28 protein-coding genes, 1 tRNA gene and 1 pseudogene are annotated in these 23,910 nt (G+C 54.0%); 10 read left to right on the top strand and 20 right to left on the bottom strand.

The genetic code is table 11. The features are described 5' to 3' along the window. Window positions 1–27: 27 nt before the first annotated feature. The 8 genes and pseudogenes from SYN7336_RS17710 to SYN7336_RS17670 form a co-directional block, all read right to left on the bottom strand. Window positions 28–366, bottom strand: a pseudogene (locus tag SYN7336_RS17710) (DEAD/DEAH box helicase); the annotation flags it as partial. Window positions 367–451: 85 nt separating this feature from the next. Further along, window positions 452–604, bottom strand: coding sequence for a HEPN domain-containing protein (locus SYN7336_RS32055; RefSeq protein ID WP_017327275.1), 153 nt, complete (start codon window positions 602–604; stop codon window positions 452–454). Beyond that, a complete protein-coding gene (locus SYN7336_RS17700) occupies window positions 601–921 on the bottom strand; it encodes a nucleotidyltransferase domain-containing protein (RefSeq protein WP_017327274.1) in 321 nt (106 codons plus the stop codon). Before SYN7336_RS17700 ends, SYN7336_RS32055 begins: the two co-directional genes overlap by 4 nt. Window positions 922–1,034: 113 nt before the next feature. Next, entirely contained in the window at window positions 1,035–1,520 is a 486-nt protein-coding gene (locus SYN7336_RS17695; protein WP_017327273.1) for a DUF3368 domain-containing protein, read from the bottom strand. Then, window positions 1,513–1,764 (bottom strand): UPF0175 family protein, encoded by a 252-nt coding sequence (locus tag SYN7336_RS17690; protein ID WP_017327272.1) that lies wholly within the window; start codon window positions 1,762–1,764, stop codon window positions 1,513–1,515. The genes SYN7336_RS17695 and SYN7336_RS17690 overlap by 8 nt, the downstream gene beginning before the upstream one ends. A 20-nt stretch (window positions 1,765–1,784) precedes the next feature. Beyond that, window positions 1,785–3,161 (bottom strand): type IIL restriction-modification enzyme MmeI, encoded by a 1,377-nt coding sequence (locus tag SYN7336_RS17685; RefSeq protein ID WP_017327271.1) that lies wholly within the window; start codon window positions 3,159–3,161, stop codon window positions 1,785–1,787. Window positions 3,162–3,505: 344 nt separating this feature from the next. Continuing rightward, a tRNA-Thr gene (locus SYN7336_RS17675) sits at window positions 3,506–3,578 on the bottom strand. An 80-nt stretch (window positions 3,579–3,658) separates the two neighbouring features. Continuing rightward, complete coding sequence (locus tag SYN7336_RS17670) at window positions 3,659–4,036, bottom strand: DUF423 domain-containing protein (protein WP_026101117.1); 378 nt, start codon at window positions 4,034–4,036, stop codon at window positions 3,659–3,661. Between the two features lie 271 nt (window positions 4,037–4,307). Here SYN7336_RS17670 and SYN7336_RS17665 point away from each other — a divergent pair, with 271 nt between their 5' ends. Then, a complete protein-coding gene (locus tag SYN7336_RS17665) occupies window positions 4,308–5,198 on the top strand; it encodes an alpha/beta fold hydrolase (RefSeq protein WP_017327268.1) in 891 nt (296 codons plus the stop codon). Window positions 5,199–5,224: 26 nt separating this feature from the next. Here SYN7336_RS17665 and SYN7336_RS17660 read toward each other — a convergent pair whose 3' ends face one another. From SYN7336_RS17660 to SYN7336_RS26535, 6 genes are all read right to left on the bottom strand, one after another. Then, window positions 5,225–6,178, bottom strand: a complete 954-nt coding sequence (locus SYN7336_RS17660) for an NmrA family NAD(P)-binding protein (RefSeq protein ID WP_017327267.1) — start codon at window positions 6,176–6,178, stop codon at window positions 5,225–5,227. A 153-nt stretch (window positions 6,179–6,331) separates the two neighbouring features. Then, window positions 6,332–7,459, bottom strand: a complete 1,128-nt coding sequence (locus SYN7336_RS17655) for a glucose-6-phosphate dehydrogenase assembly protein OpcA (RefSeq protein WP_017327266.1) — start codon at window positions 7,457–7,459, stop codon at window positions 6,332–6,334. Window positions 7,460–7,571: 112 nt separating this feature from the next. Then, window positions 7,572–8,465: a RodZ domain-containing protein gene (locus SYN7336_RS17650; RefSeq protein ID WP_071590806.1), complete on the bottom strand. Its 894-nt coding sequence runs from the start codon at window positions 8,463–8,465 to the stop codon at window positions 7,572–7,574. A 45-nt stretch (window positions 8,466–8,510) separates the two neighbouring features. Next, window positions 8,511–9,281 carry a pseudouridine synthase gene (locus tag SYN7336_RS17645; protein WP_017327264.1) on the bottom strand — a complete coding sequence of 257 codons (771 nt, stop codon included), beginning with the start codon at window positions 9,279–9,281 and terminating at the stop codon, window positions 8,511–8,513. A gap of 56 nt (window positions 9,282–9,337) precedes the next feature. Further along, window positions 9,338–9,769, bottom strand: a complete 432-nt coding sequence (locus SYN7336_RS26540; protein WP_017327263.1) for a hypothetical protein — start codon at window positions 9,767–9,769, stop codon at window positions 9,338–9,340. Between the two features lie 169 nt (window positions 9,770–9,938). Further along, window positions 9,939–11,231, bottom strand: a complete 1,293-nt coding sequence (locus SYN7336_RS26535; RefSeq protein ID WP_017327262.1) for a replication-associated recombination protein A — start codon at window positions 11,229–11,231, stop codon at window positions 9,939–9,941. A gap of 478 nt (window positions 11,232–11,709) precedes the next feature. Here SYN7336_RS26535 and SYN7336_RS17630 point away from each other — a divergent pair, with 478 nt between their 5' ends. Then, on the top strand, window positions 11,710–12,087 hold the full coding sequence (locus SYN7336_RS17630) for an AbrB family transcriptional regulator (RefSeq protein WP_017327261.1): 378 nt from the start codon (window positions 11,710–11,712) through the stop codon (window positions 12,085–12,087). An 820-nt stretch (window positions 12,088–12,907) separates the two neighbouring features. On the opposite strand, the gene SYN7336_RS29130 is transcribed toward SYN7336_RS17630, so the two are convergent. The 6 genes from SYN7336_RS29130 to SYN7336_RS17600 all read right to left on the bottom strand — a co-directional run bounded on the left by SYN7336_RS29130 (window position 12,908) and on the right by SYN7336_RS17600 (window position 16,886). Next, on the bottom strand, window positions 12,908–13,195 hold the full coding sequence (locus SYN7336_RS29130; protein ID WP_227498692.1) for a HigA family addiction module antitoxin: 288 nt from the start codon (window positions 13,193–13,195) through the stop codon (window positions 12,908–12,910). 5 nt (window positions 13,196–13,200) lie between these two features. Continuing rightward, complete coding sequence (locus SYN7336_RS17620; RefSeq protein ID WP_017327259.1) at window positions 13,201–13,518, bottom strand: type II toxin-antitoxin system RelE/ParE family toxin; 318 nt, start codon at window positions 13,516–13,518, stop codon at window positions 13,201–13,203. Window positions 13,519–13,577: 59 nt separating this feature from the next. Next, window positions 13,578–14,249, bottom strand: coding sequence for a response regulator transcription factor (locus SYN7336_RS17615; RefSeq protein WP_017327258.1), 672 nt, complete (start codon window positions 14,247–14,249; stop codon window positions 13,578–13,580). An 89-nt stretch (window positions 14,250–14,338) separates the two neighbouring features. Beyond that, window positions 14,339–14,485, bottom strand: coding sequence for a hypothetical protein (locus SYN7336_RS17610; protein ID WP_156820205.1), 147 nt, complete (start codon window positions 14,483–14,485; stop codon window positions 14,339–14,341). A 41-nt stretch (window positions 14,486–14,526) separates the two neighbouring features. Continuing rightward, window positions 14,527–15,249 (bottom strand): 16S rRNA (guanine(527)-N(7))-methyltransferase RsmG, encoded by a 723-nt coding sequence (gene rsmG, locus SYN7336_RS17605; protein WP_026101115.1) that lies wholly within the window; start codon window positions 15,247–15,249, stop codon window positions 14,527–14,529. A 581-nt stretch (window positions 15,250–15,830) separates the two neighbouring features. After that, window positions 15,831–16,886 (bottom strand): YheT family hydrolase, encoded by a 1,056-nt coding sequence (locus tag SYN7336_RS17600; protein WP_017327255.1) that lies wholly within the window; start codon window positions 16,884–16,886, stop codon window positions 15,831–15,833. A 156-nt stretch (window positions 16,887–17,042) separates the two neighbouring features. Between SYN7336_RS17600 and ureG the strand changes: the two genes are divergently transcribed. From ureG to argF, 8 genes are all read left to right on the top strand, one after another. Continuing rightward, window positions 17,043–17,669, top strand: a complete 627-nt coding sequence (gene ureG / locus SYN7336_RS17595; protein WP_017327254.1) for an urease accessory protein UreG — start codon at window positions 17,043–17,045, stop codon at window positions 17,667–17,669. Continuing rightward, window positions 17,666–18,472 carry an urease accessory protein UreD gene (locus SYN7336_RS17590; RefSeq protein ID WP_017327253.1) on the top strand — a complete coding sequence of 269 codons (807 nt, stop codon included), beginning with the start codon at window positions 17,666–17,668 and terminating at the stop codon, window positions 18,470–18,472. The genes ureG and SYN7336_RS17590 overlap by 4 nt, the downstream gene beginning before the upstream one ends. Further along, window positions 18,462–18,746, top strand: a complete 285-nt coding sequence (locus SYN7336_RS28235; RefSeq protein ID WP_026101113.1) for a DUF2887 domain-containing protein — start codon at window positions 18,462–18,464, stop codon at window positions 18,744–18,746. The genes SYN7336_RS17590 and SYN7336_RS28235 overlap by 11 nt, the downstream gene beginning before the upstream one ends. Next, entirely contained in the window at window positions 18,718–19,113 is a 396-nt protein-coding gene (locus SYN7336_RS28230) for a DUF2887 domain-containing protein (protein WP_017327252.1), read from the top strand. Before SYN7336_RS28235 ends, SYN7336_RS28230 begins: the two co-directional genes overlap by 29 nt. A 282-nt stretch (window positions 19,114–19,395) precedes the next feature. Next, on the top strand, window positions 19,396–20,871 hold the full coding sequence (gene glgA / locus SYN7336_RS17570; RefSeq protein ID WP_017327250.1) for a glycogen synthase GlgA: 1,476 nt from the start codon (window positions 19,396–19,398) through the stop codon (window positions 20,869–20,871). A gap of 21 nt (window positions 20,872–20,892) precedes the next feature. Further along, window positions 20,893–21,231 carry a divalent-cation tolerance protein CutA gene (gene cutA, locus SYN7336_RS17565; RefSeq protein WP_017327249.1) on the top strand — a complete coding sequence of 113 codons (339 nt, stop codon included), beginning with the start codon at window positions 20,893–20,895 and terminating at the stop codon, window positions 21,229–21,231. 256 nt (window positions 21,232–21,487) lie between these two features. Then, complete coding sequence (gene ctpC, locus SYN7336_RS17560) at window positions 21,488–22,783, top strand: carboxyl-terminal processing protease CtpC (RefSeq protein WP_017327248.1); 1,296 nt, start codon at window positions 21,488–21,490, stop codon at window positions 22,781–22,783. A 167-nt stretch (window positions 22,784–22,950) separates the two neighbouring features. Next, entirely contained in the window at window positions 22,951–23,889 is a 939-nt protein-coding gene (argF, locus tag SYN7336_RS17555) for an ornithine carbamoyltransferase (protein ID WP_017327247.1), read from the top strand. Window positions 23,890–23,910: the final 21 nt, after the last annotated feature.

Here is a 23,910-nt window from a genome sequence, read left to right as displayed (position 1 = left end):
GCCTCACCAGTTCGAATAACAGCAAAGAGGGGCGTCGCAGAGGTTCCACAGGGGTTCGACGCACCAATCTGCCCAAAAACCGAACTGGCTCAGCGGCTCGTCGTGGAAGCTAGAGCCGATCGCTTTCTCTGGCACAACAATGATGGCTTGCTTGAGTCCCTGATTCTCTAGTTTGTCGAGGGCGATGAACATGAGCGCCCGACTCTTGCCGGAGGCCGGGGGCGATTTGATTAGAAGGTACTGTTCGCCGCGCTTTTGGTAGGCCCGTTCCTGCATCGGGCGCATCCCGAGTTCATTCGACCGCGTGGAACTGCCATCTTGGCTGTAGGTGACAGAAACAGAAGGAATCGCAGTGGGTTTGCTCATATTGTGCCAATCTCCTGAATTGCAAGTTCCAAAAACTGTTCGGCGCGGTAAATTTGTTCTGTGGCTTGGTCGGTTGTGACGGCATTCAGTCGCCTTCTAGAAAGGCTTCGGCAATGTAGAACATGGTGTAGTAGGCGCGGGAGGTGGCATAGTCTGGGTAATAGTTGGCGAGCAGGAGTTTTGCCGCTTCTAGACTTTGCTGAGCTTTGAGCAGGAGTTCTCGTTGCTCGTCAGTCATAGCAAAACTCCTTCGTTTCGGATATTGCGAAGCAGAGCACTGTTGCGGGTTTGGTAGTGGGTTTCGTCCATGAAGAGGCAGCTAATCACCACATCGTGATGAAGAGAAAGATCGGCAACAATTTTGCCTGTGCGTTTGATTTCTTCGCCAGGATTGACAGGCGATCGCAACACTACGAGCACATCAATATCTGACTCTGGTTCTTCCTCTCCACGAGCCTGGGAACCGAAGAGGGTAAGGTGGCGGAGGCGATCGCCGTAGAGTGCGCTCAGGTCTTGTTTAAGCTGGTTGAGGATGGGTTGAAGAATCGGATTCATGGTCAATTATTTTAGAGAAGATTACTGATATTTCTGGGTCAGATGGTCGTCCCCTAGGGTCAGCATGGCTTCTTCCTCTAAGAATCTGTTGTGATAGTTCAGATAGGGTGTGATTATTCTTCGGCTAGGGCCAAGGCTTGCGCGAGGACGGCGGGGCTGATGCGTAAACCGACCTGGACAAGGTTTTCTAAATCCTGCTTGGCTGATGAAATGTATCCCCTCTGTTTGGCAAGGACGACGATCGCCAACGTCCCCCGGACGGGAATCTGGAGAATCTTGGCGGCTTTCCGTGCGGCCAGGTCATCGATAATGGCTTCATATCCAGTATGATTGATGACCCAAGATAACACCTGGCTTTCTCCTAATCCCAGATCCCAACTGGCAACCCTGGTGTCAATTGCTGGAGCCGCCTGAATGAAGGCTTGGCCTGCTTGCTGGAGCCACGTCACGGCACCATCTACGTATCCGCCCAAGTTGATTTCATCCGCAACGCCTTGAGGAATCACCACTTCATCAGAGAGGTCATGCAGTAAGTGAACCCGGTCAATCTCGGTCAGGCTAATGATGGGGGAGGCATTCACCACCCAGTGGTTACCCACGGCGCACTTCCTCGCTCAGGTCTTCGGGGGTGGTCTGAAAGGGGGAAACTTCAAAGCGATCGAGGGCTTGCAGAAAGGCTTGACGGCTGATGCCGGCAATTTCAGCCGCTTTAGACTGGGAAATCATCCCGACTTCGTACCATTTGACGACCGCTGCAATGAGTAGTTCTTGGGCGAATTCGTCGGGGCTGCTGCGGAGAGCGGAGAAGGCACTTTCGGGTAGGCTCAGTTGAATCTGAATCATGGGATTGAGTAGGGGTATGGTTATGCAGTCATTTTGGTATACAGCTCGAAGAGTTTTTCTAGCCGCTCGGTGTCGTTTTTGAAGCGGCGACCGATGTAGATGCGTTCGAGCACTTCGTCGTTGCGATCGTGGGCTTCGCGGACCAACGGGAACTCGGTGTCCATGCGTTTTGGATCGTACATGTCAGCACAGGAAAAATGGCGAATTTCGATGCCGCGAAAGTTGGTCAGGGGAATCTCGGATCTGCGATTGAGTTCTCCCTGGCGCTGGTCGATTTCCGCTGCGATCGCCCGCATCTCCTTGTAGGCAATCACCAAAAAATTCCCCGACCCACAGGCCGGGTCAAACACCCGAATGCGGGCCATGCGTTTCCGCAGATTCAGCAGCTTGCGCGAGTTGTCCCCTGCTGCCTCTAGCTGGGCACGCAGGTCATCCAAAAAAAGTGGGTTCAGCACCTTCAGAATATTAGGCACGCTGGTGTAGTGCATCCCCAGAGCACCGCGCTCCTTCTCATCCGCCACCGCCTGAATCATCGACCCGAAAATATCCGGGTTGATTTTCGTCCAGTCGAGATTGCCCACATGCAGCAGGTAAGAGCGAGCAATCTTGCTAAAGCGGGGCACATCCACACCGCCAGAAAAGAGCCCCCCATTTACATAGGGAAACCCATTGGCCCAATTGCGGACCTGGGCAGCCTCCCGCGCCTCGATCGGGGTACTCATCGCCCGAAATAGCTCGGATAGCACCTCGTGGGTATTCGAGGAATCGCGCGCGCTCATCTGCTCGACGGTGGCCGTAAAGAGGCCATTGCTGTGAAAGATATTCGTATCCTCAGCGAAGAAGCAGAAGATCAGTCGGGCCATAAAGTGGTTCAGATCCTGCCGGCGATCCTCCGTGTCCCAGTTTGGATTCTCCTTCAGCAGCTCGCAGTAGAGGCGATTGAGGCGACCCGTTGCCTTAATGTCAAAGGCATTCTCGCGGATCTGCTCGACCGTCGTAATGCCCGCCAGCAGCAAGAAAAAACCGAAGTGGTCGGGAAAGTCGGAATAGTCGCAGGCTACCGTCTCGCCATCGGCCAGGTTTTCCGCCTCAAAACTTTTGCCGTCCGTAGCGAGGATGAACTTGGCCTTGTATTTGGTGGTGGCTGGACTCTCTCGCAAAGCTGTGAGGGTGGCGGTTACCTCCCCTTCCGGGCAAACCTTCAGGTGGATATTGTTACGCTGGAGTACGCCGTCTGGCAGATCGGATTGGTTCGAGCTACTGCGTTTGCTTTTGAGCCGCTTGAGGGTCGTCGGCTTGTTGCCGAAGGCTTCGAGGAATGCAAAGGGGAACGCCTCTGAGTCGAAGGGGGCTTCAGCGAGCTTTGAAACGGCTTCTTCGATTTCGACTGCATTCATATTCCGACTATAAACAGCTCAGGGGGCAGTGCTCGAGGGTTCGGCGATCGCCTCCTAAAGCAATTTTGGATTTTATCCTGATTTTCGATTGCGGAGATGCGATCGCTGTCGGATTTTGCTGGGAATGTCCCCCGCAAAACCAGTCGCCCCGCTTTGCCCCTCACCTACAAAACTAAACTTGCCCGCACTTCCTTCAGCCTCGTAGCGGCCGTGTCAATGTCCATTCCGCATCTGGCCTAGAGATGGCCTAAAAATATTTCAATAATTATCGGTTTCCAGGTGCCCAATAAGCCTAACTTAGGCCAAGGTAGTGCTTCATTCTTAAGTCAGGGGCTGGAAACTAAAGCTGGCGACAAGACTCGAACTTGCGACCTGCTGATTACAAATCAGCTGCTCTACCAACTGAGCTACACCAGCAAAGCACTCATTAAACTAGCACAACAGAATACCTCATCCAAGCAATTGGTACAGAGTTAGCCGAGCGACCCGAGGACGAGCTACGCGAGCAGCTTCCAACTGGCGATCGCCAGACAGACCCAGCCCACCATAAACGCCAACCCACCCATGGGTGCTACCGCCCCCAAGATCTTGACGCCAGAGAGACTGAGGACATATAAAGAGCCGCAAAAGAAGACAACACCGATGGAGAAGGCAATGCCAGCGGCCATCAGAGGCCCATTCCCCCCAGTTGTATAGATCGATAGCCCGACAGCGACTAAGGCCAGGGCATGATACATCTGATAGCGGGCCGCTGTCTCGAACGTAGCTAGGGCGTTCTCCTCCAATTGCGCCGCTAGGGCATGAGCGCCGAAAGCTCCTCCTGCCACCGACAACCCGGCCAAAATAGCCCCGATGAGCACGAATAGGCGAGCCATCAATTTTCCCTCCAATGCGAGTGGATCCAACTGAGCCGTTCTCAGGATAAGCGATCGCCCGAGCCCATTTGAATGAACTTCCAATCGACTCAGATTCTTTTCAGGCAGTAGCTCGAAGATTTACTTTTGTCACTTGCGAGGATAGCGAGCGACGCAAGGCGTTCTGCCCTAGGCTATCTCCAGCAGGTTGGGCGGTTGAACAACCAGCAGAACTCAGTGTTCTTCACTACAATTGAGAAGACGCAATCCTTTTGTTCCCATTCGAGCACATATGGCAGCAACTCATTCGGCGGCATTAGTTGGCCCCTGGCAGCACGGTTACATCAGCACCAACGGTATTCGACTGCATTACGTTACACAAGGAGAAGGAGATTTAGTCGTCCTCCTGCACGGCTTTCCCGAGTTTTGGTATTCCTGGAGGCATCAAATTCCGGCATTGGCCTGCAGCTTCCGGGTGGTGGTACCCGATCTGCGAGGGTACAACGACTCCGATAAACCCGATTCTGGCTATGACATCGAGACGCTGACGGCTGACGTGCGCGGTTTGGTAGAGGGGTTGGGAGAAAAAACGGCAATGGTGGTGGCCCACGACTGGGGCGGGGCGATCGCTTGGCACTGGGCGGAGCAGTTTCCCGAACAGGTGCGCAAGTTAGTGGTGCTCAACTCGCCGCATCCCGCTTGTTTTCGACGGGAGTTATTGAGTAATGTCGATCAACTACGTCGCAGTTGGTACATGCTTTTAATGCAACTTCCCCTCCTGCCGGAGTGGTTGCTACAGAGTAATTTGGGCAATGCCGTTCGCCAGATTTTTCGAGAAACGGCGATTCGGAAAGGGGCGTTTAGCAAGGCAGATTTGGAAGTGTACCGAATGGCCCTGTCGAAGCCGAAGGTCTTGACCTCTGCCATGAACTACTATCGGCAGATGTTTCACTGGCGCACGCTACAAAATTGGTTGCTCAATCCAATTCGCCAGATTCAGGCTCCGACCCTATTGATTTGGGGTGAAGAAGACTTTGCCCTCAGCCGCAAATTGACGGAGAATATGGAGTCGTTTTTTACCCGCAAGCTGCAACTGGAAATCATTCGAGATTGCGGCCATTGGGCTCAGCAAGAGGCTCCGCAGACGGTAAATCGGTTGTTGTTGGAGTTTCTGGGCCGCTGAACTGCCTGAAGGCGATCGCTGCTCATTTAGAATCGCGTCATTTTCTTGGGATCTTTATAGTTGGTATCGCGCAGCTTCTTCAAGATCCGCTCGAAATATTCCAGCAAATATCCCTCTAGAGTGGTGAGCTCCTCGGGATCGATATCGAGCAGCTCGTACACCCCTTGCATCTCTGCATGCATCGGCTTTCCAGACGCCAACACTTCAGCAAAGGCGAGGCGATCGCCAATATTCCACGTCCACTGGAAGAAATTGGCGATATTGCGCGCCCCCCGCAAAATACCGATCGGCATAGTGGCGATCTTGGCAGTTTTGTTCGAGAGTTTCTCGCACAGAGCAATCACTTCGCTCGGGGTCCAAGCCTTAGAGCCCGCTAAAGGCAGAGTCTGTCGGAGTGCTCCTTCGCAACCGATCGCCTTCACTGCGATCGCTGCAGCATCTAGGGTGTCAATGTAAGAAATTGCCGTGGGCGGTTTAGTAGTCCAGACCAATTGGTCTTCCAGAATCGGAATGGCATATTGACCGATTAGCCCTTGCATAAAACCGCAGGGCCGGAAAATGGTGTAGGGCACTAACGATTGTTTGAGGTAATTCTCAATGTGGTGCTTGAAATTCATCAGGGGCACAGTGGGAAATTCTTCGGCTCGCAAGACCGAGAAAAACATGTACTGCTTAATTTCTGCCGCGCGGGCTGCGTTGATTAGGGCAACTTTACCGTCCCAATCGACTTCCTTTAGACTCAGACTGCTGGACGGGCGCACCGTCGCGCAATCGATCGCCACCTCCATCCCCTCCAGTGCCGGGGCAAGCGTGTCTGGCTGGGTCAGACTGCCAACTTTGAGTTTCGCACCCCATTCACTTAAAAATGCAGCTTTCGTTGGGTTGCGGACGAGACAGGTGACCGCATGACCCGCCTCAATTGCTTTGCGTGCAACTTGGCGACCGAGGGTACCAGTCGCGCCAACCACAAGTACATTCATGAAAGTTCGTATTTCTTAATGTCTCATCAGTTTATCAGACTGCGATGACAGTCGGAGCCACGGATCTCTAGCAAAATGCCCCCGCGAGTACGGGGGCGTTATCGTCAGTCCAGCCAGTGGGAACAGACCGTCAGGGCAGAACCGCCAAGAACCTCAATCCGTTTGCGGGGCAGTCAAGATGGCCTCAACCATCGCCAGACTCTCTTCATACAGGAGATCTTTGCCAACCCGCTGAAGTTGCTGAGATAAGAGAGTCTCTGCGGTCTGCTGCTCGATCGGAGAGACCTGTTGAATTCGGCAGCGTTGAGCTCCTCCTTTCTCCTCCATCCGCATACAGCCAGTGGTTTCAGAGCACAAGACAGTGCAAGCATCGGCGGCTGGATCGGTGGAATTGAGGCGCAACCCCACCAGCTCGCCAGGGGTGGTGGTAATAGTAGGAACGGAAGCCAGTTCGACTTGTATGGCGAGATCGCTTGGCGATCGAAAAGCAATGCGATCGATCAGATAATCGTGCTCTTGGTGCCGTTTGCGCGAGCTGGGTTCCCAGCCCAAGCGGCTGGCAAACCAGCCCAGATACAGCCAAGCTTGGCAGGGGTTATCGGCTTGGTAATCGATCGTGACTAGATCGACCGAACTGAGGAAGGTGCGCCGTTCGGGTGGATCGAAGGCTTGGGCGGTGAGTTCTTGCCAGGAGTTGAGTCGACGCCAGTTGAGATCCCCGACATAGTTATCCCTGCTAGCGAGCAGGTGCATCTCCTGCAGGTCTTCTTCAGGATTTACAAAGGTGCTGGAATCAGCAATGATGCGATGGCTGAGCCCGACCATGAGTTGAAACAGACGACTGTCGAGATCCAAATCTCCCTGCCACCACAGATAGGTGGGCAAATCGCCAATCAGCAGGGAAGAAATAGTACTGCAGGCGCGCTCGAAGGATTCTGGAGAGGCTTGCAAGGTGATGTACTCGCAACAGACAAGCGAGCTGCGCTCTTGGCGAATGGGACAGTAGGCAGCCACCTGTGCTTGCAAAATTTCCCCCGTGCCGCTGGGCATTGCTTGTAAGTCGATGACGCGACAGGGGTTTTGGGAGGCGATCGCGTCAACGGTGGACGAAAAGGCTTGCGGGCGATCGGCTTGGGACTCAAACACGATCAGGTTAAAGGTGGCGGCACGAGCGGCTACGCTTTCCCCTTTCGATTCCCAAATTTGTCTGAGCTCCGCTTGAATTTCTTCGACCGAGACATCTTTAGGCGCTTGTAGGGGCAGAACGGCGGCGGTATCCATTGAACTTACCTAGTGCAGGTTCGCCTCTATCTTAATGACGGGATCTAATTGGATGCTGAGTCTTTATGCTTCTCTCAGGATGTGGGGGTCGGAGGCCATTCGAGGACGATCGCTACTGTACCGTTTCTCTCTCCACCGGTACCCCCCGCTTAAACTCTTGCTGGCGCACTTCGCCAAACTCTCCCATTACCCCCAACTGCTCGTCATTAAACGTGACCAAAACGCCGCCGGCATTGCCTGCCCGCAAGACAATCGACTCATCCGCTTCCCATTCCAGTTCGGCACCGGGTTGCAATATGCCTTCAAACACAGTTTTGCGATCGGCCACCACTTGCAACCACGAAGCCCGATCGACTACCCGAATGCCCAAGTGCAGCAGATCGTCCTGCAAACCACTATCACTGGGGTTCACCGTCACTGCCGAATTATCCCGCTCGGGAAACACGCCCGCGATGTAGGTCCAATCACTCAGGGTTTGAAAGGGGGGTAATTCTCCGGTACCTGCAGGACCTAGCTCAATATCGGGGGTCGGATTGACCGATCCGCCAGCTCGATTCGCGGTTGGAGGCAATGTCTGCGGTCTCTCCCCCGTTCCCGTTCGTTCCCAAAACACAGAAATGCCACCCACGGCTGCCACCACCAGGAATACATAGGCGAGCCAAGCGTGGAAGGGACGCAGTTGAATGCCCTGCAGAGATCGCGTTTGCGGCTGCTCTTTCACCACTTTGCGATCGCTCAGTTGCGGTACCGTCTGTGTAAACTGTTCTGCCAGCGCGCTACCGTCTAAATCGAGATAGTTGCCATAGGTTTTGAGAAAGCCGCGCACGTAGATTGGCTCTGGCAAGAGGTCGAAATTGGCCGACTCGATCCCCTCTAAATAGACGCACCGAATATGGACCGAATGGGCAATGGCCTCAAGTGAAAGGCCCCGAGATTCGCGGGCCTCTCGCAGTTGAGTGCCAATATCCACTAAGGTATGTGGCGGTAGGGAGTCTGTTCTAGCCATGCTCGATCTCGGATTTGCTCCTAATATGCAACGGAAGTCAGGAGTTTAGGTCCGAAGCTGTTCATATTTAATCATATGAATTTCGGCCTTTTGCAAGAGCCGAAATTGGCCCGGTTTGAGCTGGCCCAACTGGAGCGAGCCAATGGCTTGGCGGTGCAACGATCGCACGGGAAAGCCAAGTTGGGCAGCGACGCGTCGGATCTGGCGATTGCGCCCCTCCTGCAAGACTACCGTCAGAATTGTGCAATGGCGATGGGGCTTTATCCGTTCTTTATGTACGCGAGCTGGCAATGTTCGGCCATCTTCCAATGCCACCCCCTCGCGCCACTGTTGCAATACAGTTTCCGACGGATGCCCTTCCACTTCCACTCGGTAGGTCTTGGGGAGATGATAGCGAGGATGGGTGAGTTTGAGGGTGAAATCGCCGTCATTGGTTAACAGCAGCGCCCCAGTGCTAGCGGCATCCAGTCTGCCAACGGGGAAAAAGCGCGTTTGCGATCGCCATGCCTCGGGCAGCAAATCCAGCACAGTTTGCCGTCCTTTCGGATCGGAGCAGGTGGAAATCGCCCCTGCAGGCTTGTGGAGCAGAATGTAGCGCAGTTGGGGCGGGGCAATAGAGAAGTTGGAACTCGCGCGGGCGAGAGGTTTGCCATCCAGTTCGATGCGATCGCGCTGCGGGTCCGCTTTGGTGCCCAATTCTGCAACCACCTTTCCATTCAAGCGCACCCGTCCAGCCACAATCATGGCCTCGGCCTGACGCCGAGAGGCCACCCCCCAACGGGCCATAATCTTTTGCAATCGCTGCGGCTCTACCACGCTCGCTCGGGATCGGTGCGACCCCGCCCATCAACTGTCGGGATTTCCAGGGGGGACTAGCGGGCTGAAACTTCAGGCCCCTGTAAATCGCCGATGATAGAGTACACCAGACCGCAATCAAATTCTTCAGCCAAACGGCATACCTCTTTCAAATCGGCGATCGACCAAATACTCCAACTGCCGCGCAATTCGTCATTCACGCGCACTTCAACCTTATTGCCCTCAATATAAATCAAGGGCTGCGAGGTATTGGCCAGTCCCGATTGGTGTCGCAGTGCCTGAATCGGATCGACCCCCAACGAATGCATAGCTTCCAAGAGCTGGGGTAAAGCCTCCGCCACTTTTTCTCTTGCTTGGACGGGCTCTTGCTCGATCGATGCTAGCGCTTCGGTCACAGTGTCATTTAAACGCTTGAGAGTTTCGAGCGCTCCTAAAGAATCATCTCGCGAACGATCGCCCAGTTGACCTAGAATTTGACGCCAATCCATTGGCTTGCATCGGTAATGCAATCAGATCATAACAAAGTTTATCTGTCCAGAGCTAAGTAAAGCCTGAATTTTCAGGGTATCGAGGACGTTCGGCTGCCAATTGCGATCGCTTTTTCGGCCGATTGAGACACAATTCTGCACGACGTGAATTCGACTAGCCGCATCGACCTCAACCCGAGTCCTCCATCGAAGCCGCGCTATCGTCAGGGGAGCCTGGAGTCCAGTCGCAATATCGAGCCTCCCATCCCCGTCGCACCGGCTGGTAAAACAGTCTGTCTCGGAGGGTGGTTGGAAAATAATTCTGCTCTACATACCCGCCAGGGTAGTCGTGGGGATATTGATAGCCGCTGGCGCGATCGCGACTGAGGTGATTTGGCACTGGATGGGGATAGCGACCGGCCTCCATAGCGCGATCGATCGCTGTTGCTGTTCGATTGCTTTTGGGGGCGTGGGCGAGATATAACACCGCTTCAGCCAGAGCGTAGCGACATTCCGGCATGCCCAAACTGGCAACCGCTTGACTGGCGGCAGTCGCCACCCCCAATGCCTGCGGATCGGCCAAGCCAATATCTTCACTAGCCGTTACCACAATCCGTCTGGCCACCCGCACCGGATCGGCTCCTGCCACCAGCAATCGTCCCAAGTAAAATATCGCGGCTTGGGGACTGCTACCTCGAATACTCTTTTGAAGAGCAGATACGAGCTGATAGTAGGTAGTGTCGTCGCAGCCCACATAGAGAGAACTGCAGACCCGTTCGGCCATTTCTAGCGCGATCGTCTGCGGTTGCGCTGCTACTGAATCGTCCGAGTTTGGGGTGTCTGGCGAGGGGGACTTTGACAACTCCTCGCAGGCTTCTAAAAGGGTATAGAGTCGCCGAATATCGCCGCCGCAACTTTGCAACAGCACCTGCTCGGCTTCGGGGGTCAGTGACAGGTGAATTCCATTCGGATGGGCGATCGCCCGCTGTAAGGCTCGCTTGAGCCCCTGCGGGCCGAGGCCGCGCAATTCAAACACCTGCAAGCGCGACAATAAGGCTCGCTCAATCGCCACAAAGGGATTTTCAGTGGTCGCTCCAATCAGCACGATCCATCCTTTTTCCAACGCCTCCAGCAAGGTTTCCGTTTGGGAGCGGCTCCAGCGATGCAGTTCGTCCGCTAGTAACAAGAGTCCCCGCTCTTTGCCGAGAGCGATATATTTGCGGATTTCGGCGACCCCGCTCACCCCAGCATTTAATTCTCGATAGGGCAAAGCGCTATAACTGGCCGCTAACCGTGCCAAGCTGGTTTTCCCCACCCCCGGCGGTCCCCACAGGACGATCGACCGCCGCGCCCCTCGTTCTAACCAGGCCCGCAATGGGCAGCCAGCCCCCAGCAAGTGTTGCTGGCCAATGACGTCTTCTAACGTTTGCGGTCGCAGGCGATCGGCTAAAGGGGATTGAGGGGTAAAGAGACTGGTTTGCATGGTGGTTGGAATGAGCGATCTGTTGGGGCAAATCTTGCCGGTAAAGCCTCTGAGGTTAACACAGTCTGAGTTTAGGAAAGTTCGGATTGGGACAAGTTCGAGAACTATCCGTTCGATTACAATACTTGCTGGAGGGGTGTAGGAGATTGGACCGATTGAGGGCACAAGTCAGAATGCCATGCCGTCAAGGTTAGCGCGATCGCCTTCGATCGCGATCGCCTAGGTTTACCAATTGCTAAGTCCGCTTGCCCCGACAGCCCAATCTCGCTGGGATGAACCTATCTTTAGCCTCTCCAAGCATAGTTTCTTCATGACAATAGATATCTGTTCTCCCCCAGAGGCCAGCCAGTCAATCTAGAAGTGAAGCTTGCATGAAAATTGTGTTTATCAAGCAAATTCAGTTGAAAATTGCTTGCGCTCGTACCGGTAACTTAGCTACACTAAATGCAGAATTATTAACGATTGAGTTGCAGGAAATATGCCTACTACTACACAGAAGAAGCCACTCACGGGTAAAGACCTCTTAGCTAAAGTACAAGAACTGGGTAACGCTGACAAGAAAGAAAAGGCCAAAGCCTGTGGATACGTCACTCAAACCAAAAACGGACAAGAGCGCGTCAATCTGATGCAGTTCTACAATGCGATTTTGGCAGCAAAAGACGTCGATTTAGATGCCACCGATCAGGTGGGCACCCGAGGTCGCGCGCCGACCTATCGAGTTTCCGTTCACAAGAATGGAAATTTGCTGATCGGTGCAGCCTATACGAAGGAAATGGGCTTAAACCCCGGTGACGAGTTTGAAATTAAACTGGGCAGTCGCAATATTAAGCTAGAGCGACTCGATATGGAGGAATAAGCTTTTAACTCGTCGGGAGATGCCCGTCTATCTTGGAGCTATGCCCGATCGCTCCCAGTCCTCTTAGCATCTTCAATGCTATTGAGAGTGCGCCGAGAGAAGCTTCCCAGTCGGGTTGAGCCAACCGAAGCGCATCGTAACTCGGGCAGATCGAACGGGATTTTCCCAGTAGTTGTAGAATTCATCTCGACGAAAGTTGCTAACGGTTGAGCGCGGGGCGAGAGCTAGCAGTAGTAGGCTGTAGGCAGCCCTATTTTTCTTGAAATTCTTCAAGTTTTGTTAGGTGGAGCGCACCGATCGCTCTCGTACTCCGCTCAATAACCTTACAGCCAGTCAGCTTACTCCAGTTATCTATCGACTTCCATTGCAGTTTTGGCTACCTGGAGCAGAATTCTGCGATCTAGGTGCTCGCTCGTTTCGGCGTCGCAGTCATTTTAGCTAGAAACCCTAAAAGGCTTGACACTCGGCCCCCTTTCTCAAGTTTTGCCCTGAAAATCGAGCGTAGTTCGTTCAACAATCTACATTGTAGTTGGAGCGGGCAAACCCTGTTCGTCTGGGACGCAAGCGACCTAACGGGCAAGCATTTATCGGTCTGGAAGGATACGCAGTTAACCTATTGTATCCCCCTGAAAAGCTGCCAGTCCTGCGAACGGGATAGGGGCAGGAATGCCCATTCGATCGCCAAAAAGGCAGTTCGCGATCGCAAACTGCTCCATCACTATTTGACTAGAAGACCTTCTAATGCCCTACCACTGAATCGCTATACGTCAGGACGAAGTTTCCCGTTTGGCGCAACGCAGGGATTGGCTGAATGTCATCCTCAGGCAGCGTCAAAGTTGAGTTCTTGTATCTGCGATAGATCGGTATTCTGTCTTGCATGCCATAGATCGTAATGACTTTGCATTAAAAGCCAACTTTCAGGAGAGCGACCCAACCCTTTTGATAACCGTAGGGCCATTTCGGGCGTAACTCCGCTCTGACCTTTAACAACTCGGCTAAGGGTAGACGGCGAGACTCCGAGTCCCTTAGCTAGCTGCCGAATGCTGAGATCGAATGGTTCCAGATAGATCTCTCGAATGAACTCTCCAGGATGAGGGGGATTATGCATCTCCATCAGTGATAGTCCTCGTAGTCTAGAATTTGCGCGTTTCCATCTTCAAAAGCGAACGTCAGTCTCCAATTCCCATTGACCCAGATAGACCAGCGGCCTTGCTGTTTGACTTTAAGCGGGTGAAGTCGGAAACCAGGTAGATCGACATCTTCAATTGATTGGGCGGTATCTAAAGCCGCTAGCTGTATGCGCAGCCTCTTGGCGTGTTTGGCTTGTATGCCAGATGTCTTTCCAGTTTCGAAGAACCGCTTGAGTCCTTTATGTCGAAAAGAGATAATCACACTGCCATCATAGATAGCGAGTTGCGCATCACGCAACACAAGGCAGCCTGCGATCGCGAACTGCCCTATTTTTATTGGACTAGAGGATCTTTAGTTCTCTACCATTGAATCACTTTATTTTTCACCGCCACCATACACATGGCCACGCGGGGATTGGTTTCGTCCTCGACCCCATACACATCCAATTTTTCCTTCAGCCGCTGGATACAATTCTGGACCGTTTTTTTACTCGTGTGGATGCGATCGGCGATCGCCTGATCCGTCAGAGCTTCCTTGCACAACAACGTCAGCACTTCAATTTCTCGCTCGGTCAGCTTAGTCAAACCGCGCAGCTCTCGGGGCATCCGCAGCTCGCCATTGAGAGCACTCTTGGCTCCATCCAAAAACTGCGTGCGCCGTTCCATTTTATTCACTGCAGCAAAGCCCCCCTGATGGCGACTGATCGCCGCCACCAGCGGAGTGAGTAAGAGCGGCTCGCTAGAATAGGCCATCACGTTCAAACTGGGATAACTCTCGAACACGTGGCGCAGCAGATCCAAACCTGGCTCTCCCGACTGTTCGCCACTGGTCTGGCCGTAAAGTAAGTCCACTACCATCAAACTGGGGATTTCTCGCTCCAGACGCATAGAAGCTTCTTGAGGGTTGGAAACAGTCGTGCAAATAGCACTTTCATCTAAACGTTTGAGCCATTCGCAGTTATTTTGGGCCACTTCGGGATGATCTTCGACCACTAAAAACTTAAGTGAAGCTGCTTGTGCGGCATCGGCCATAATAGAAACCTTTGGAGACACACCGAGTTGATTGCTTTAGCTCAGCTTAGCCGATATTGGCGGGGCTAAAATTTGGCACGAACGACAGGCTAGGCGGTACTGCTGTTGCCAAGATTGAAGACGCCTTCAGCATCGAACTCAGGTTGCCAGTGCTCATCTGCTGGGCGTACGGCGATATCTAGACAGGATTGACTCACATCAATGCCGACCCATTGGGACTCTGTCAGTTCCTTCATGGCTCCAGACGCTCCGACTCTAATGATTGCCCGATGCTTGGCTACCTCTTGCATCCGAGCGGTTGCCGTGCGGCAAAGCCAGGAGCTCGCGGGAATTTGGCAGGAGTTTCCGCCGTCTTTTGTAGCACGATGCAGTGGCGAACGCTTTGACTGGTGGGGGTAGCAAAGGCATCCACTGTGGCGATCTCGCCGCCCAGAATTTCTGCCGCTGTCGCCAAGGTCGATTCCTCCTCTAAAGTCCACCGACCGCGATACAGGATGGCCCGACCGCCCTGCTTCAGCAGGGGAAAACAATATTCCGCACACACTTCTGCCGGACCGATCGCCCTCAAGATCGCTAAGTCGTATTGCTCCCGTTGCGACAACAGCTCCACCCGAGAAGCGATCGCCGCCGTATTGGAGAGCTCCACGCGATCGATCGCCTGCTGCAGGTAATCCACTTTGCGCTTGGTCGAGTCGAGCAGGGCGAATGAGCCATTCGGTAAGGCGATCGCCGCTGGCAAGCCTGGAAATCCCGGTCCCGAGCCAATATCGATCGCCGTCAGGGATTGCTCGGTTAGTTCGTCCCAACTGCCTAAACTGAGGAGTCCCCGCAGTGAATCCCACAAATGCTTCTCCCAAAACTCGCTCGGTTCGGTCAGACGGGTGAGGTTAAGCAGAGTATTGCCCAAAATCACCACTTCGTACAGGCGCTCCAACTGTTCTAATTGGCTCGGATTGGGTTGCCAGCCTAACGATGCCACCCAGTCCGTCGCCTGCAGCAGGTCCCGCCAAGCGCGGCATTGGGGTTGCAGGCTAGGGGGGACAGCGGTGGGTAGCTGGATGGGCTTGGACGGGTGGTGCTGAGACAATGGGGCGATCGGAAACAGTCGAGTTCCACTGTAGCGGAATCGCTTCGCCCCGTTCGAATATTTTGGAGGGAGTGCCCCTGCTGTCAGAATTGGGGGAAGGGGAACAGAACGGTAGATTGCGGGTTTGAGGCTGTTGCTCCCCTCGCCCAAAATTGATGCTGCTGGCGAAATTCATATTCCGAAACATTGGCCATTTGTCTAGATGCCTGTAGCCCCCTTCCCCTAACCCCTACCCCCAACTTTGGGGGCAGGGGAACAAGGCCCCGTAAGGATTTTCGGCTGTTTCTCCCCTCTCCCAAACTTGGGAGAGGGGCCGGGGGTGAGGGCCATGCAGAGGACTTGCACCATGCCAATATTTCTAAATGTTCAATTGGCCAGCAGTATCAAACTTGGGAGAGGGGCCGGGGGTGAGGGCCATGCAGCGCCATCGAACTCAGGTCCTAAAGGGTTTCCCTAGATCGCCAAAAGCTCGGAAGAGCCCTTTTTGCTTGTCGTTAGCTGTAACTCATCCGATCGCACCAATCCAAAACGCGGTTCCAAGCCCACCAAGGATCGGGATCTCCAGCTTCTCGCTGGCAGGTTTTGTTGCTCACATAGCCCACATGGCCGCCGTACTGAGTCAGCAATAGATGAAGGGCATCATTGCGATCGCAAGCTGCCTGCAAGTCGGGTACCAAAGTGGGATCGAACATGGGGTCGTCTTCTGCATAGACGATCAGGGTGGATTTAGATAATTGCGGCAGAATGTAGAGGGGGCTGCTGGCCTGGTAATAGGCTTCCACCGACGGGAAGCCTAACGGACCGATGACCAACTCGCGATCGAAGCCCCAAATGGTATCTGCACGCTCAATCGCTGCCGGATCGAGTGCGCCAGGGTGAGCGGCGTGGATCGAGTACGCCAATTTTTTCAATTCTTTCGCAATTCGCTGTTCTAGGCGCTTGCCGAGGGGATCGCGGACTAGGTAGCTGAGCGATCGCTGCGATTCGAGGCTGGGGCAAATGGCTGCAGCCCCCAGAATGTCGTCTGCCTGCAGACCGGAATGGGTGCCCGGATCGACCGTCTGAGCAGCTTTCACCCCCCATAGAGCCAGTTGACCTCCCAAGGAGTAGCCCGCAAACCAAAACGGTGCGGGACATCCCATTTGTTTGGCGGCGGCAGCGATACAGACAAAATCTTCCCCTTCATTTAACCCATCGGAGGTGAGGGTGGGAGACAATTCGGCAGTTTTGCCGTGGGCGCGCCAGTCGAACAGGACTACCGCATAATTTTGGGCCAAGGCTTTGCGACCCAACACCCTTAAGAACCATTGATCCTCTAAGCAGCCAGTAATGCCGTAAGTGGCCACCCAGGTACCGCGCGGGCGTTCGGGTATAGCGACCCAACCATAAATCGGTACACCGCCCGCCCCCACGAAAATCGTTTCTCGGTAGTCGGGCTCTGGCAGAGCAGTTTGGGCCTCCCAGGTTTTACCGCACTTGAGGGCTGCATACAGCGTCATGGAGAGGCCATCCCGCAGGAACAGGGGAGGAGTAAATGTAGGAAAAGCCATATCAGCCGCAGCAGCTATTTTTCATTCATGCTAAATCAGTTTGGCTCGAAACTTCCCTCCAAGCGCCAGATCTAGAGTGTGGTGAAAGGTCCACTGTTAAAAGAACGCGCTATGGTGGGGGGCGAATGATGGTGACGTTACTGGGAAGGAGATGGCATGTCTGGAGCGCAACCGATACGAGTGGGCATTGGCGGTCCGGTTGGGTCGGGCAAAACAGCCTTGGTGGAGAGATTGTGCAAATCTCTCCGATCGCGGCTTTCCCTCGCAGTCGTCACAAACGATATTTACACCCGCGAAGATGCCGAGTTTCTGGTGCGGGCAGGGGCACTAGAAGCGGAGAGGATTGTCGGGGTGGAGACCGGCGGTTGCCCCCATACGGCCATTCGGGAAGATGCCTCGTTGAATTTGGATGCGATCGCCCAGTTAGAACGTCAATTTCAACCTTTGGATCTCGTCCTAGTGGAGTCGGGGGGAGATAATCTAGCGGCAACGTTCAGCCCTGAATTGGTGGATGCCTGCATCTATGTCATTGATGTGGCAGAGGGGGACAAAATTCCTCGCAAAGGCGGTCCCGGCATCACGCGGTCCGATTTATTAGTCATTAACAAAATTGATTTAGCCCCTTACGTGGGGGCCGACCTGGAGGTCATGGCCCGCGATTCCGAGCGGATGCGCGGCACCAAGCCGTTTCTCATGACCAATCTGCGATCGGGTGAGGGATTGGATCGGGTCATCGAATGGCTCGATCGAGAAGTCCTGTTCGCCCCTGTCGCCGCGTCGTGAACGCCGCCCTAACAAACCGAGGCTATGCCGAACTGGTGGCAACCTCTGCAGGCGATCGCACGATTGTTTCTCACCAATATTCCCGTGCCCCCCTACAATGGCTCGGCCCCCTCGAACCCAATCGCGATCGCCCCAGGCTGTTCCTACGCAATCCCAACGGCGGCTTGTTGGGGGGAGATCTACAGACCATCCGGCTGGATCTGCAAGCAGATGCCCAACTCGAAATCCTCACCCAGAGTGCCACTCGCCTGCATCCCGGTCGCTCTCGACAGCAGATCCAGATGAGCTTGGGCGATCGCAGCAGTTTGATTTGGATTGCCCATCCCCTGATTCCTGGCGCGGCCACGGAGTTCGAGCAGCAAGTGAGGGTACAGTTAGCGCCTTCTGCTCGTTTGGCTTATGGCGAAGTGTGGACAGCGGGGCGGCTGGCAATGAGTCAGGCATTTGCGCCTGTAGGGGTAGCAGCAGCAGAACAGTGGCAATTTAAACGTTTGAGCAATCGCCTTGCAGTCGATCGCGAGGGGCTACCGGTTTTGCGAGAGGCGATCGCCAGCCAATTTCCCCATTCAGCACTGACCTCTCCTGGCGTTTTGGGGCATTACCCCTGTTGGGGGTCGCTATATCTGTTTGGGGCTTGGCCGGAGTTAGATTGGCCGCAGAGCGAAACCCAGTGGTCGGCGAGATCGCCAAGGGGCGATCGAATTCTGCGGGCAGTGGGCGATCGAGCGATCGCCATTTGGGACAGCTTTGTCAGCATCGGATTGAGATTGAAAGCGATCGGGAGCTCGAACGTTGAAGAATGATTCGGCGTTTTACAAGCTGTTTGCCAAATATCCTGCCAGTTTCTTTCAGTTGGTCGGTCAACCGGAAGTAGCGGCTGACTACCTGTTCGATTCTGTTGAGGTGAAAGAAAGGCTTCAGGTCGAGATTAAAAACAAGGCTTACCGCATTGATGGAGTATTTCGACCGCGTCAGCCAGAGTCAGGGAAACCGACGATATTCACTGAGGTTCAATCAGGCGGAGCGAACGGGGGAACGGTTTTCGCAGGTGGCCAAATTGGCTCGTCAGGAAATTAGCAACCCCACTCTCAGAGATGAGATAATTAAGCTAATCGAAGAAATGGTTATTGAACGATTTCCCTCTCTTTCCCCGCAGGAGGTTGCGCAGATGCTAGGCTTTGCCGATCTTAAGGATACTCGGGCTTATCAGGAGATTTTTGCCGAAGGCAAGCAGGAAGGCAAGCAAGAAGGCAAGCAAGAAGGCAAGCAAGAAGGCAAGCAGGAAGGCAAGCAGGAAGGCAAGCAAGAGGGTAGAAATGAAAAAGCTCGCGAAGTTTTTGACAAGCTACTCAGGAGGGGCTTCTCAGAACAAGAAGCCCTGGAGCTTTCTGGACTCGATCCCCTTAGCCTGTCAGCGGATTCAGGTGCGGGAACTCCTCAATAAGTTTACGAACGCTGCAGCCAGTCTTTTACTGGCTTGACTCGTTGGGTAATGCAAACCCATTGCTCTTTCATGCCCATTTTTAGCCTCTCTAGCCAGATTCGAGAGTAACTCTCCCCTAGCAGCAGGAATTCGTGCTCCTCCCGTGTAGCTGCTGGTCTTCCAAGCCATTTGAATGGTTGTATAGCTTGCAACATCTCAGTTTGAGATGTTGCAACGGCATCGTTGAGCTTGACTGAATGGCGATAAATGAACTTTTATGAAGGTGTGTGATGAGGAGTCCCCATGTACATTGTTCAGATTGCCTCCGAATGTGCGCCAGTCATTAAGGCCGGGGGCTTGGGCGATGTCGTGTACGGTCTCAGCCGCGAATTGAGCCTGCAGCAGCATACGGTCGAGATTGTTCTACCGAAGTACGACTGCATGCGTTACGACCACATTTGGGGGCTGCACGAAGCCTATCGCGATCTGTGGGTGCCCTGGTACGGCGGCGCGATCCACTGTTCGGTGCATTGCGGTTGGGTCCACGGTCAATTGTGCTTCTTTATCGAGCCCCACTCAGAGGATTTCTACTTCGATCGCGGTCATTACTACGGTAGCGACGACGATGAAATGCGGTTTGCCTTCTTCAGTAAAGCCGCCTTGGAATTTTTGCTGCAGAGTAACAAACGCCCGAACGTGATTCACTGCCACGACTGGCAAACCGGCTTAGTCCCCGTCCTGCTCTACGAGATCTATCAGTATCAGGGCATGGGCAATCAGCGAGTCTGCTACACCATTCACAACTTCAAACACCAAGGCATTGGCGGAGTTAAAACCCTTTGGGCCACTGGCCTCAACCGCGAGTCCTACTACTTCAACAACGAGCGACTGCAAGATAACTTCAATCCCTTTGCGATCAATTACATGAAGGGGGGGATTGTCTATTCCAACCACGTCACCACCGTTTCCCCCCATCATGCTTGGGAAGCCCAGTACACCGATATTGGTTACGGCCTCGGCCATACCCTGCACTTCCACCAAGACAAATTCAGCGGTATCCTCAACGGCATCAACTACGAGTTTTGGAATCCCGAAGTTGACAGCCAAATTCCATATCACTACACCCCAGAAGACTTGACCGGCAAGCGGTTAAATAAAAAGGCACTGCGCGATCGCCTCTTACTGCAGGATGTCGATAAACCAATCGTCAGCTTCATCGGTCGACTAGACCAGCAGAAGGGGGTGCATCTCGTCCAACACGCCATCTACTATTCGCTGTTCAAAAACGCACAGTTCGTCCTGCTGGGGTCCGCAACCGAATCCGGCATTAACGACCATTTCTGGCGGGAAAAAGTCCACCTCAACAACAATCCCAACGCCCATCTGGAAATTGGCTTTAACGAAGAACTGGCCCATCTCATCTATGCGGGCTCTGACATCATTGTGGTGCCGAGTAATTACGAGCCCTGCGGCCTCACCCAAATCATTGGCTTGAAATACGGTACGGTCCCCGTAGTGCGGGGGGTAGGCGGTTTGGTGAATACGGTGTTCGATCGCGATTACGATCCCAATAAACCGCTCGAAGAGCGCAATGGCTTCGTCTTCTATCAAGGGGACTATCCTGCCTTGGAATCGGCACTGGGACGGGCGATCGACCTATGGTATGAAAAATCGAACGATTTCGAGCAGTTGGCTCTGCAGGGGATGAAATACGATAATTCTTGGAATTTACCGGGTGCTGAATATGTGGCGCTATACGATCGTATCCGTCACAAATAGTTGCCGCGAAGGACTGCGATCGTGACTCCTGCGTTTCTACAAGTCACCACTACCACCGCCACCGAAGCGGAGGCTCGGCAGTTAGCAGAGCTGCTCGTCACCCGCCACCTGGCGGCCTGCGTCCAAATTGTCGGTCCTGTTGTCAGCTACTACCGCTGGCAGGGGCAGATGCAATCGGCAACCGAATGGCAATGTGCAGTGAAAACCCATGCTCGCCTCTATGCCCAACTAGAGCAGGCGATTGTAGAACAGCATTCCTACGAACTACCCGAGATTGTGGCCGTGCCGTTGGTGGCGGGCAGTCAAAGCTATCTCGATTGGCTGGACGAGCAGCTCTTAACCGAATCGCGATCGCAGTAACTTAAGGTTTAATTGAGCGCCAAAAATTCCGCGAAAAAACCCACAGCGCAAACTCGATACCTATGCTAAATTGGGCACATTCATTTCAGGGCACCTCATACGGAGACTGAGTTCGTTTGACAGGTTGCTATCATCGGAAGCGGTCACTAGGTCCAACATTCGCTATGGTGAATGCTAGATCTGAGCTAGGTGACGGCTTTTTTGAGTTTGAGATCTTCTGCTCTGAGTCCCTATTAATCTCGAGGATATCTGCAACATGAATAAGCGTGGCTTCGTACTCAGCACTACTGCTTCTGTGGCTGCCCTAGTAACTTTAGTTGGCGTACAAATTGCGGCTCCCAGTTGGGCGGGCTTTCGCAGCAATCCGAAAGAAGTTGTGGACGAAGCTTGGCAGATTATCAATCGCGAATACGTCGATGGCGATTTTAACAATGTCGATTGGGAGCAAACCCGCCGAGACTTACTGGCCCGCGACTACACCACTGAAGAAGAAGCCTACAACGCAATTCGAGATGCTCTGGGGGAACTGGACGATCCCTACACGCGGTTTATGGACCCCGAGCAATTTGCCAGTATGCAGATCGATACCTCGGGCGAACTGACAGGGGTAGGGATTCAACTGGGGGCGGAAGAGGAGACCGGTCGCCTCTTGGTGGTGTCCCCGATTGAAGATTCTCCCGCGTTTGAAGCGGGAGTTCAGTCTCAGGACATCATCATTGGTATTGACGGTACCGATACTGAAGGGATGGATGTGAATGGTGCCGTGAACTTGATTCGAGGCGAGATTGGTTCGACGGTCGTCCTCACGATTCTGCGCGGCGAAGAAGAAATTGATTTTGAAATCACCCGCGATCGCATCGAACTGCAGGCTGTCCGATACGAAACCCACAACGAAAATGGCGATCTGGTGGGCTACATTCGGCTGACGCAATTTAGTGCCAATGCCTCTGAGAAAATGCGTGCCGCCATCAAAGATTTAGAAGTGCAGGGGGCGGTAGCTTACATCCTCGATCTGCGGGGCAATCCTGGAGGACTGTTGTATTCCAGTGCAGAAATTGCCCGCCTATTCTTAAATGAAGGCGGCATTGTGTCCACCATCAACCGTCAGGGGGTTCAGGATAGTATTTCTGCCAACGGGCGGGCGCTAACGGATAAGCCTCTAACCGTTTTAGTGGACGGTGGCTCTGCCAGCGCTAGCGAAATTTTGGCGGGGGCCTTGCAAGATAACCATCGCGCTGTCTTAGTAGGCACCCAAACGTTTGGTAAAGGTCTAGTCCAATCCGTACATGCCCTGTCGGGAGACTCGGGCTTAGCCGTCACCATCGCCCGCTACCACACCCCCAGCGGCAGAGATATCGACCATAAAGGCATTGCGCCCGATATCGTGACGGAGTTGAGCGAGGCAGATCTAGAGCGGCTGTCGAGCGATCGCGACTTGGTCGCCACGCTAGCGGATCCGCAATACGCGGCTGCCGTACAGAACCTAAAACTGCAGCTTGCCAGCAGAACTGCCCAGCCGCAGGCATTAGCAGGCCCCCATAACGCAAATTAATCCTTTTCTACGGGTCGCCAACACAGGATAATAAAAGCGAAAATTCTGGCGTCGTTCGCGGGGCCAGAGTTTCTGTTTTCATTGGTCTGTCATTGGTCTGTCATTGGTCTGTCATTGGCAGGAACCTCGAGGTTTGTTGCTTGCCCGCAATCGCTTTGGAAGGCTCTATGGCAAATTCCCTTTACGGTCGCGATTTATTGAGCTTGAACGACTGGTCTCCAGAGGAAGTCGCCCTGCTGCTGCAGTTGGCCGCACAGTTGAAGGCTGGCCGAGAGCGGGCGAGTTTGCAGGGGCGGGTGTTAGGGCTGCTATTTCGCAAGGCGTCTACTCGCACGCGGGTGAGTTTTGCGGCGGCGATCGCCCAATGTGGCGGGTCGGTACTCGATCTGATGCCCACCACAATGCAGGTCAGTCGGGGGGAGCCCATCCGCGACACCGCCCGCATTTTGTCCGGCTATCTGGATGCCTTAGCCATTCGCACCTTCGATCAGACGGAAATTGAGGAATTTGCCGAATTCGCCGATATTCCCATCATTAACGCCCTCACCGATCTTTACCATCCCTGCCAAATTTTGGCGGATTTGCTGACGATTCGAGAGGTCTTCGGCCAAATTGAAGGGCTGACTCTGACCTATTGTGGCGATGGCAATAACATTGTTCATTCCTTGCTGTTGGGGGGGGCACTGACGGGGATGAATGTGCGGGTGGCCACCCCGACGGGATTCGAGCCCAAGCCGGAAATTGTGGAGCGGGCTAAGGCGATCGCCTCTAGCACTCGGACAGGCAGCCAGATCGATATTCTGAGCGATCCCGTTGCGGCAGCGGAGGGGGCGCAGGTGCTCTACACGGATGTGTGGGCCAGCATGGGTCAAGAGGCACTGGCGGAGTCCCGCATTCCCATTTTCGAGCCCTATCAACTCAACGAATCTTTGTTGGCCCGAGCGGATGCCGAGGCGATCGTGCTCCACTGTCTGCCCGCCCATCGCGGGGAGGAGATTACGGACGAGGTGATGGAAGGGCCTCGCTCTCGGGTGTGGCAGCAGGCGGAAAATCGCTTGCACGCGCAGAAGGCATTGTTGGTCAGCCTGATGACTGACGATGGCTGAGCCTCGGGTTCGATGGCTCCT

It is taken from the genome of Synechococcus sp. PCC 7336 (assembly GCF_000332275.1).
Taxonomy (GTDB): domain Bacteria; phylum Cyanobacteriota; class Cyanobacteriia; order Thermostichales; family PCC-7336; genus PCC-7336.
Note: the sequence above shows the minus strand (reverse complement) of the source record. Positions and strands in the feature narration are given on the sequence as shown.

What these genes read in the sequence shown, in the direction of transcription:
- ctpC (WP_017327248.1), top strand. Translation starts at nt 21,488, where the DNA reads ATGAATAAGCGTGGCTTCGTACTCAGCACTACTGCTTCTGTGGCTGCC.
- SYN7336_RS17670 (WP_026101117.1), bottom strand. Translation starts at nt 4,036, where the DNA reads ATGGCTCGCCTATTCGTGCTCATCGGGGCTATTTTGGCCGGGTTGTCG.
- SYN7336_RS17660 (WP_017327267.1), bottom strand. Translation starts at nt 6,178, where the DNA reads ATGAATGTACTTGTGGTTGGCGCGACTGGTACCCTCGGTCGCCAAGTT.
- SYN7336_RS17700 (WP_017327274.1), bottom strand. Translation starts at nt 921, where the DNA reads ATGAATCCGATTCTTCAACCCATCCTCAACCAGCTTAAACAAGACCTG.
- SYN7336_RS17615 (WP_017327258.1), bottom strand. Translation starts at nt 14,249, where the DNA reads ATGGCCGATGCCGCACAAGCAGCTTCACTTAAGTTTTTAGTGGTCGAA.
- SYN7336_RS17665 (WP_017327268.1), top strand. Translation starts at nt 4,308, where the DNA reads ATGGCAGCAACTCATTCGGCGGCATTAGTTGGCCCCTGGCAGCACGGT.
- SYN7336_RS26540 (WP_017327263.1), bottom strand. Translation starts at nt 9,769, where the DNA reads ATGGATTGGCGTCAAATTCTAGGTCAACTGGGCGATCGTTCGCGAGAT.
- SYN7336_RS17600 (WP_017327255.1), bottom strand. Translation starts at nt 16,886, where the DNA reads ATGGCTTTTCCTACATTTACTCCTCCCCTGTTCCTGCGGGATGGCCTC.
- glgA (WP_017327250.1), top strand. Translation starts at nt 19,396, where the DNA reads ATGTACATTGTTCAGATTGCCTCCGAATGTGCGCCAGTCATTAAGGCC.
- SYN7336_RS32055 (WP_017327275.1), bottom strand. Translation starts at nt 604, where the DNA reads ATGACTGACGAGCAACGAGAACTCCTGCTCAAAGCTCAGCAAAGTCTA.
- SYN7336_RS26535 (WP_017327262.1), bottom strand. Translation starts at nt 11,231, where the DNA reads ATGCAAACCAGTCTCTTTACCCCTCAATCCCCTTTAGCCGATCGCCTG.
- ureG (WP_017327254.1), top strand. Translation starts at nt 17,043, where the DNA reads ATGTCTGGAGCGCAACCGATACGAGTGGGCATTGGCGGTCCGGTTGGG.
- SYN7336_RS17610 (WP_156820205.1), bottom strand. Translation starts at nt 14,485, where the DNA reads ATGAAGGAACTGACAGAGTCCCAATGGGTCGGCATTGATGTGAGTCAA.
- SYN7336_RS17630 (WP_017327261.1), top strand. Translation starts at nt 11,710, where the DNA reads ATGCCTACTACTACACAGAAGAAGCCACTCACGGGTAAAGACCTCTTA.
- SYN7336_RS17650 (WP_071590806.1), bottom strand. Translation starts at nt 8,465, where the DNA reads ATGGCTAGAACAGACTCCCTACCGCCACATACCTTAGTGGATATTGGC.
- SYN7336_RS17655 (WP_017327266.1), bottom strand. Translation starts at nt 7,459, where the DNA reads ATGGATACCGCCGCCGTTCTGCCCCTACAAGCGCCTAAAGATGTCTCG.
- SYN7336_RS17690 (WP_017327272.1), bottom strand. Translation starts at nt 1,764, where the DNA reads ATGATTCAGATTCAACTGAGCCTACCCGAAAGTGCCTTCTCCGCTCTC.
- SYN7336_RS17685 (WP_017327271.1), bottom strand. Translation starts at nt 3,161, where the DNA reads ATGAATGCAGTCGAAATCGAAGAAGCCGTTTCAAAGCTCGCTGAAGCC.
- argF (WP_017327247.1), top strand. Translation starts at nt 22,951, where the DNA reads ATGGCAAATTCCCTTTACGGTCGCGATTTATTGAGCTTGAACGACTGG.
- SYN7336_RS29130 (WP_227498692.1), bottom strand. Translation starts at nt 13,195, where the DNA reads ATGCATAATCCCCCTCATCCTGGAGAGTTCATTCGAGAGATCTATCTG.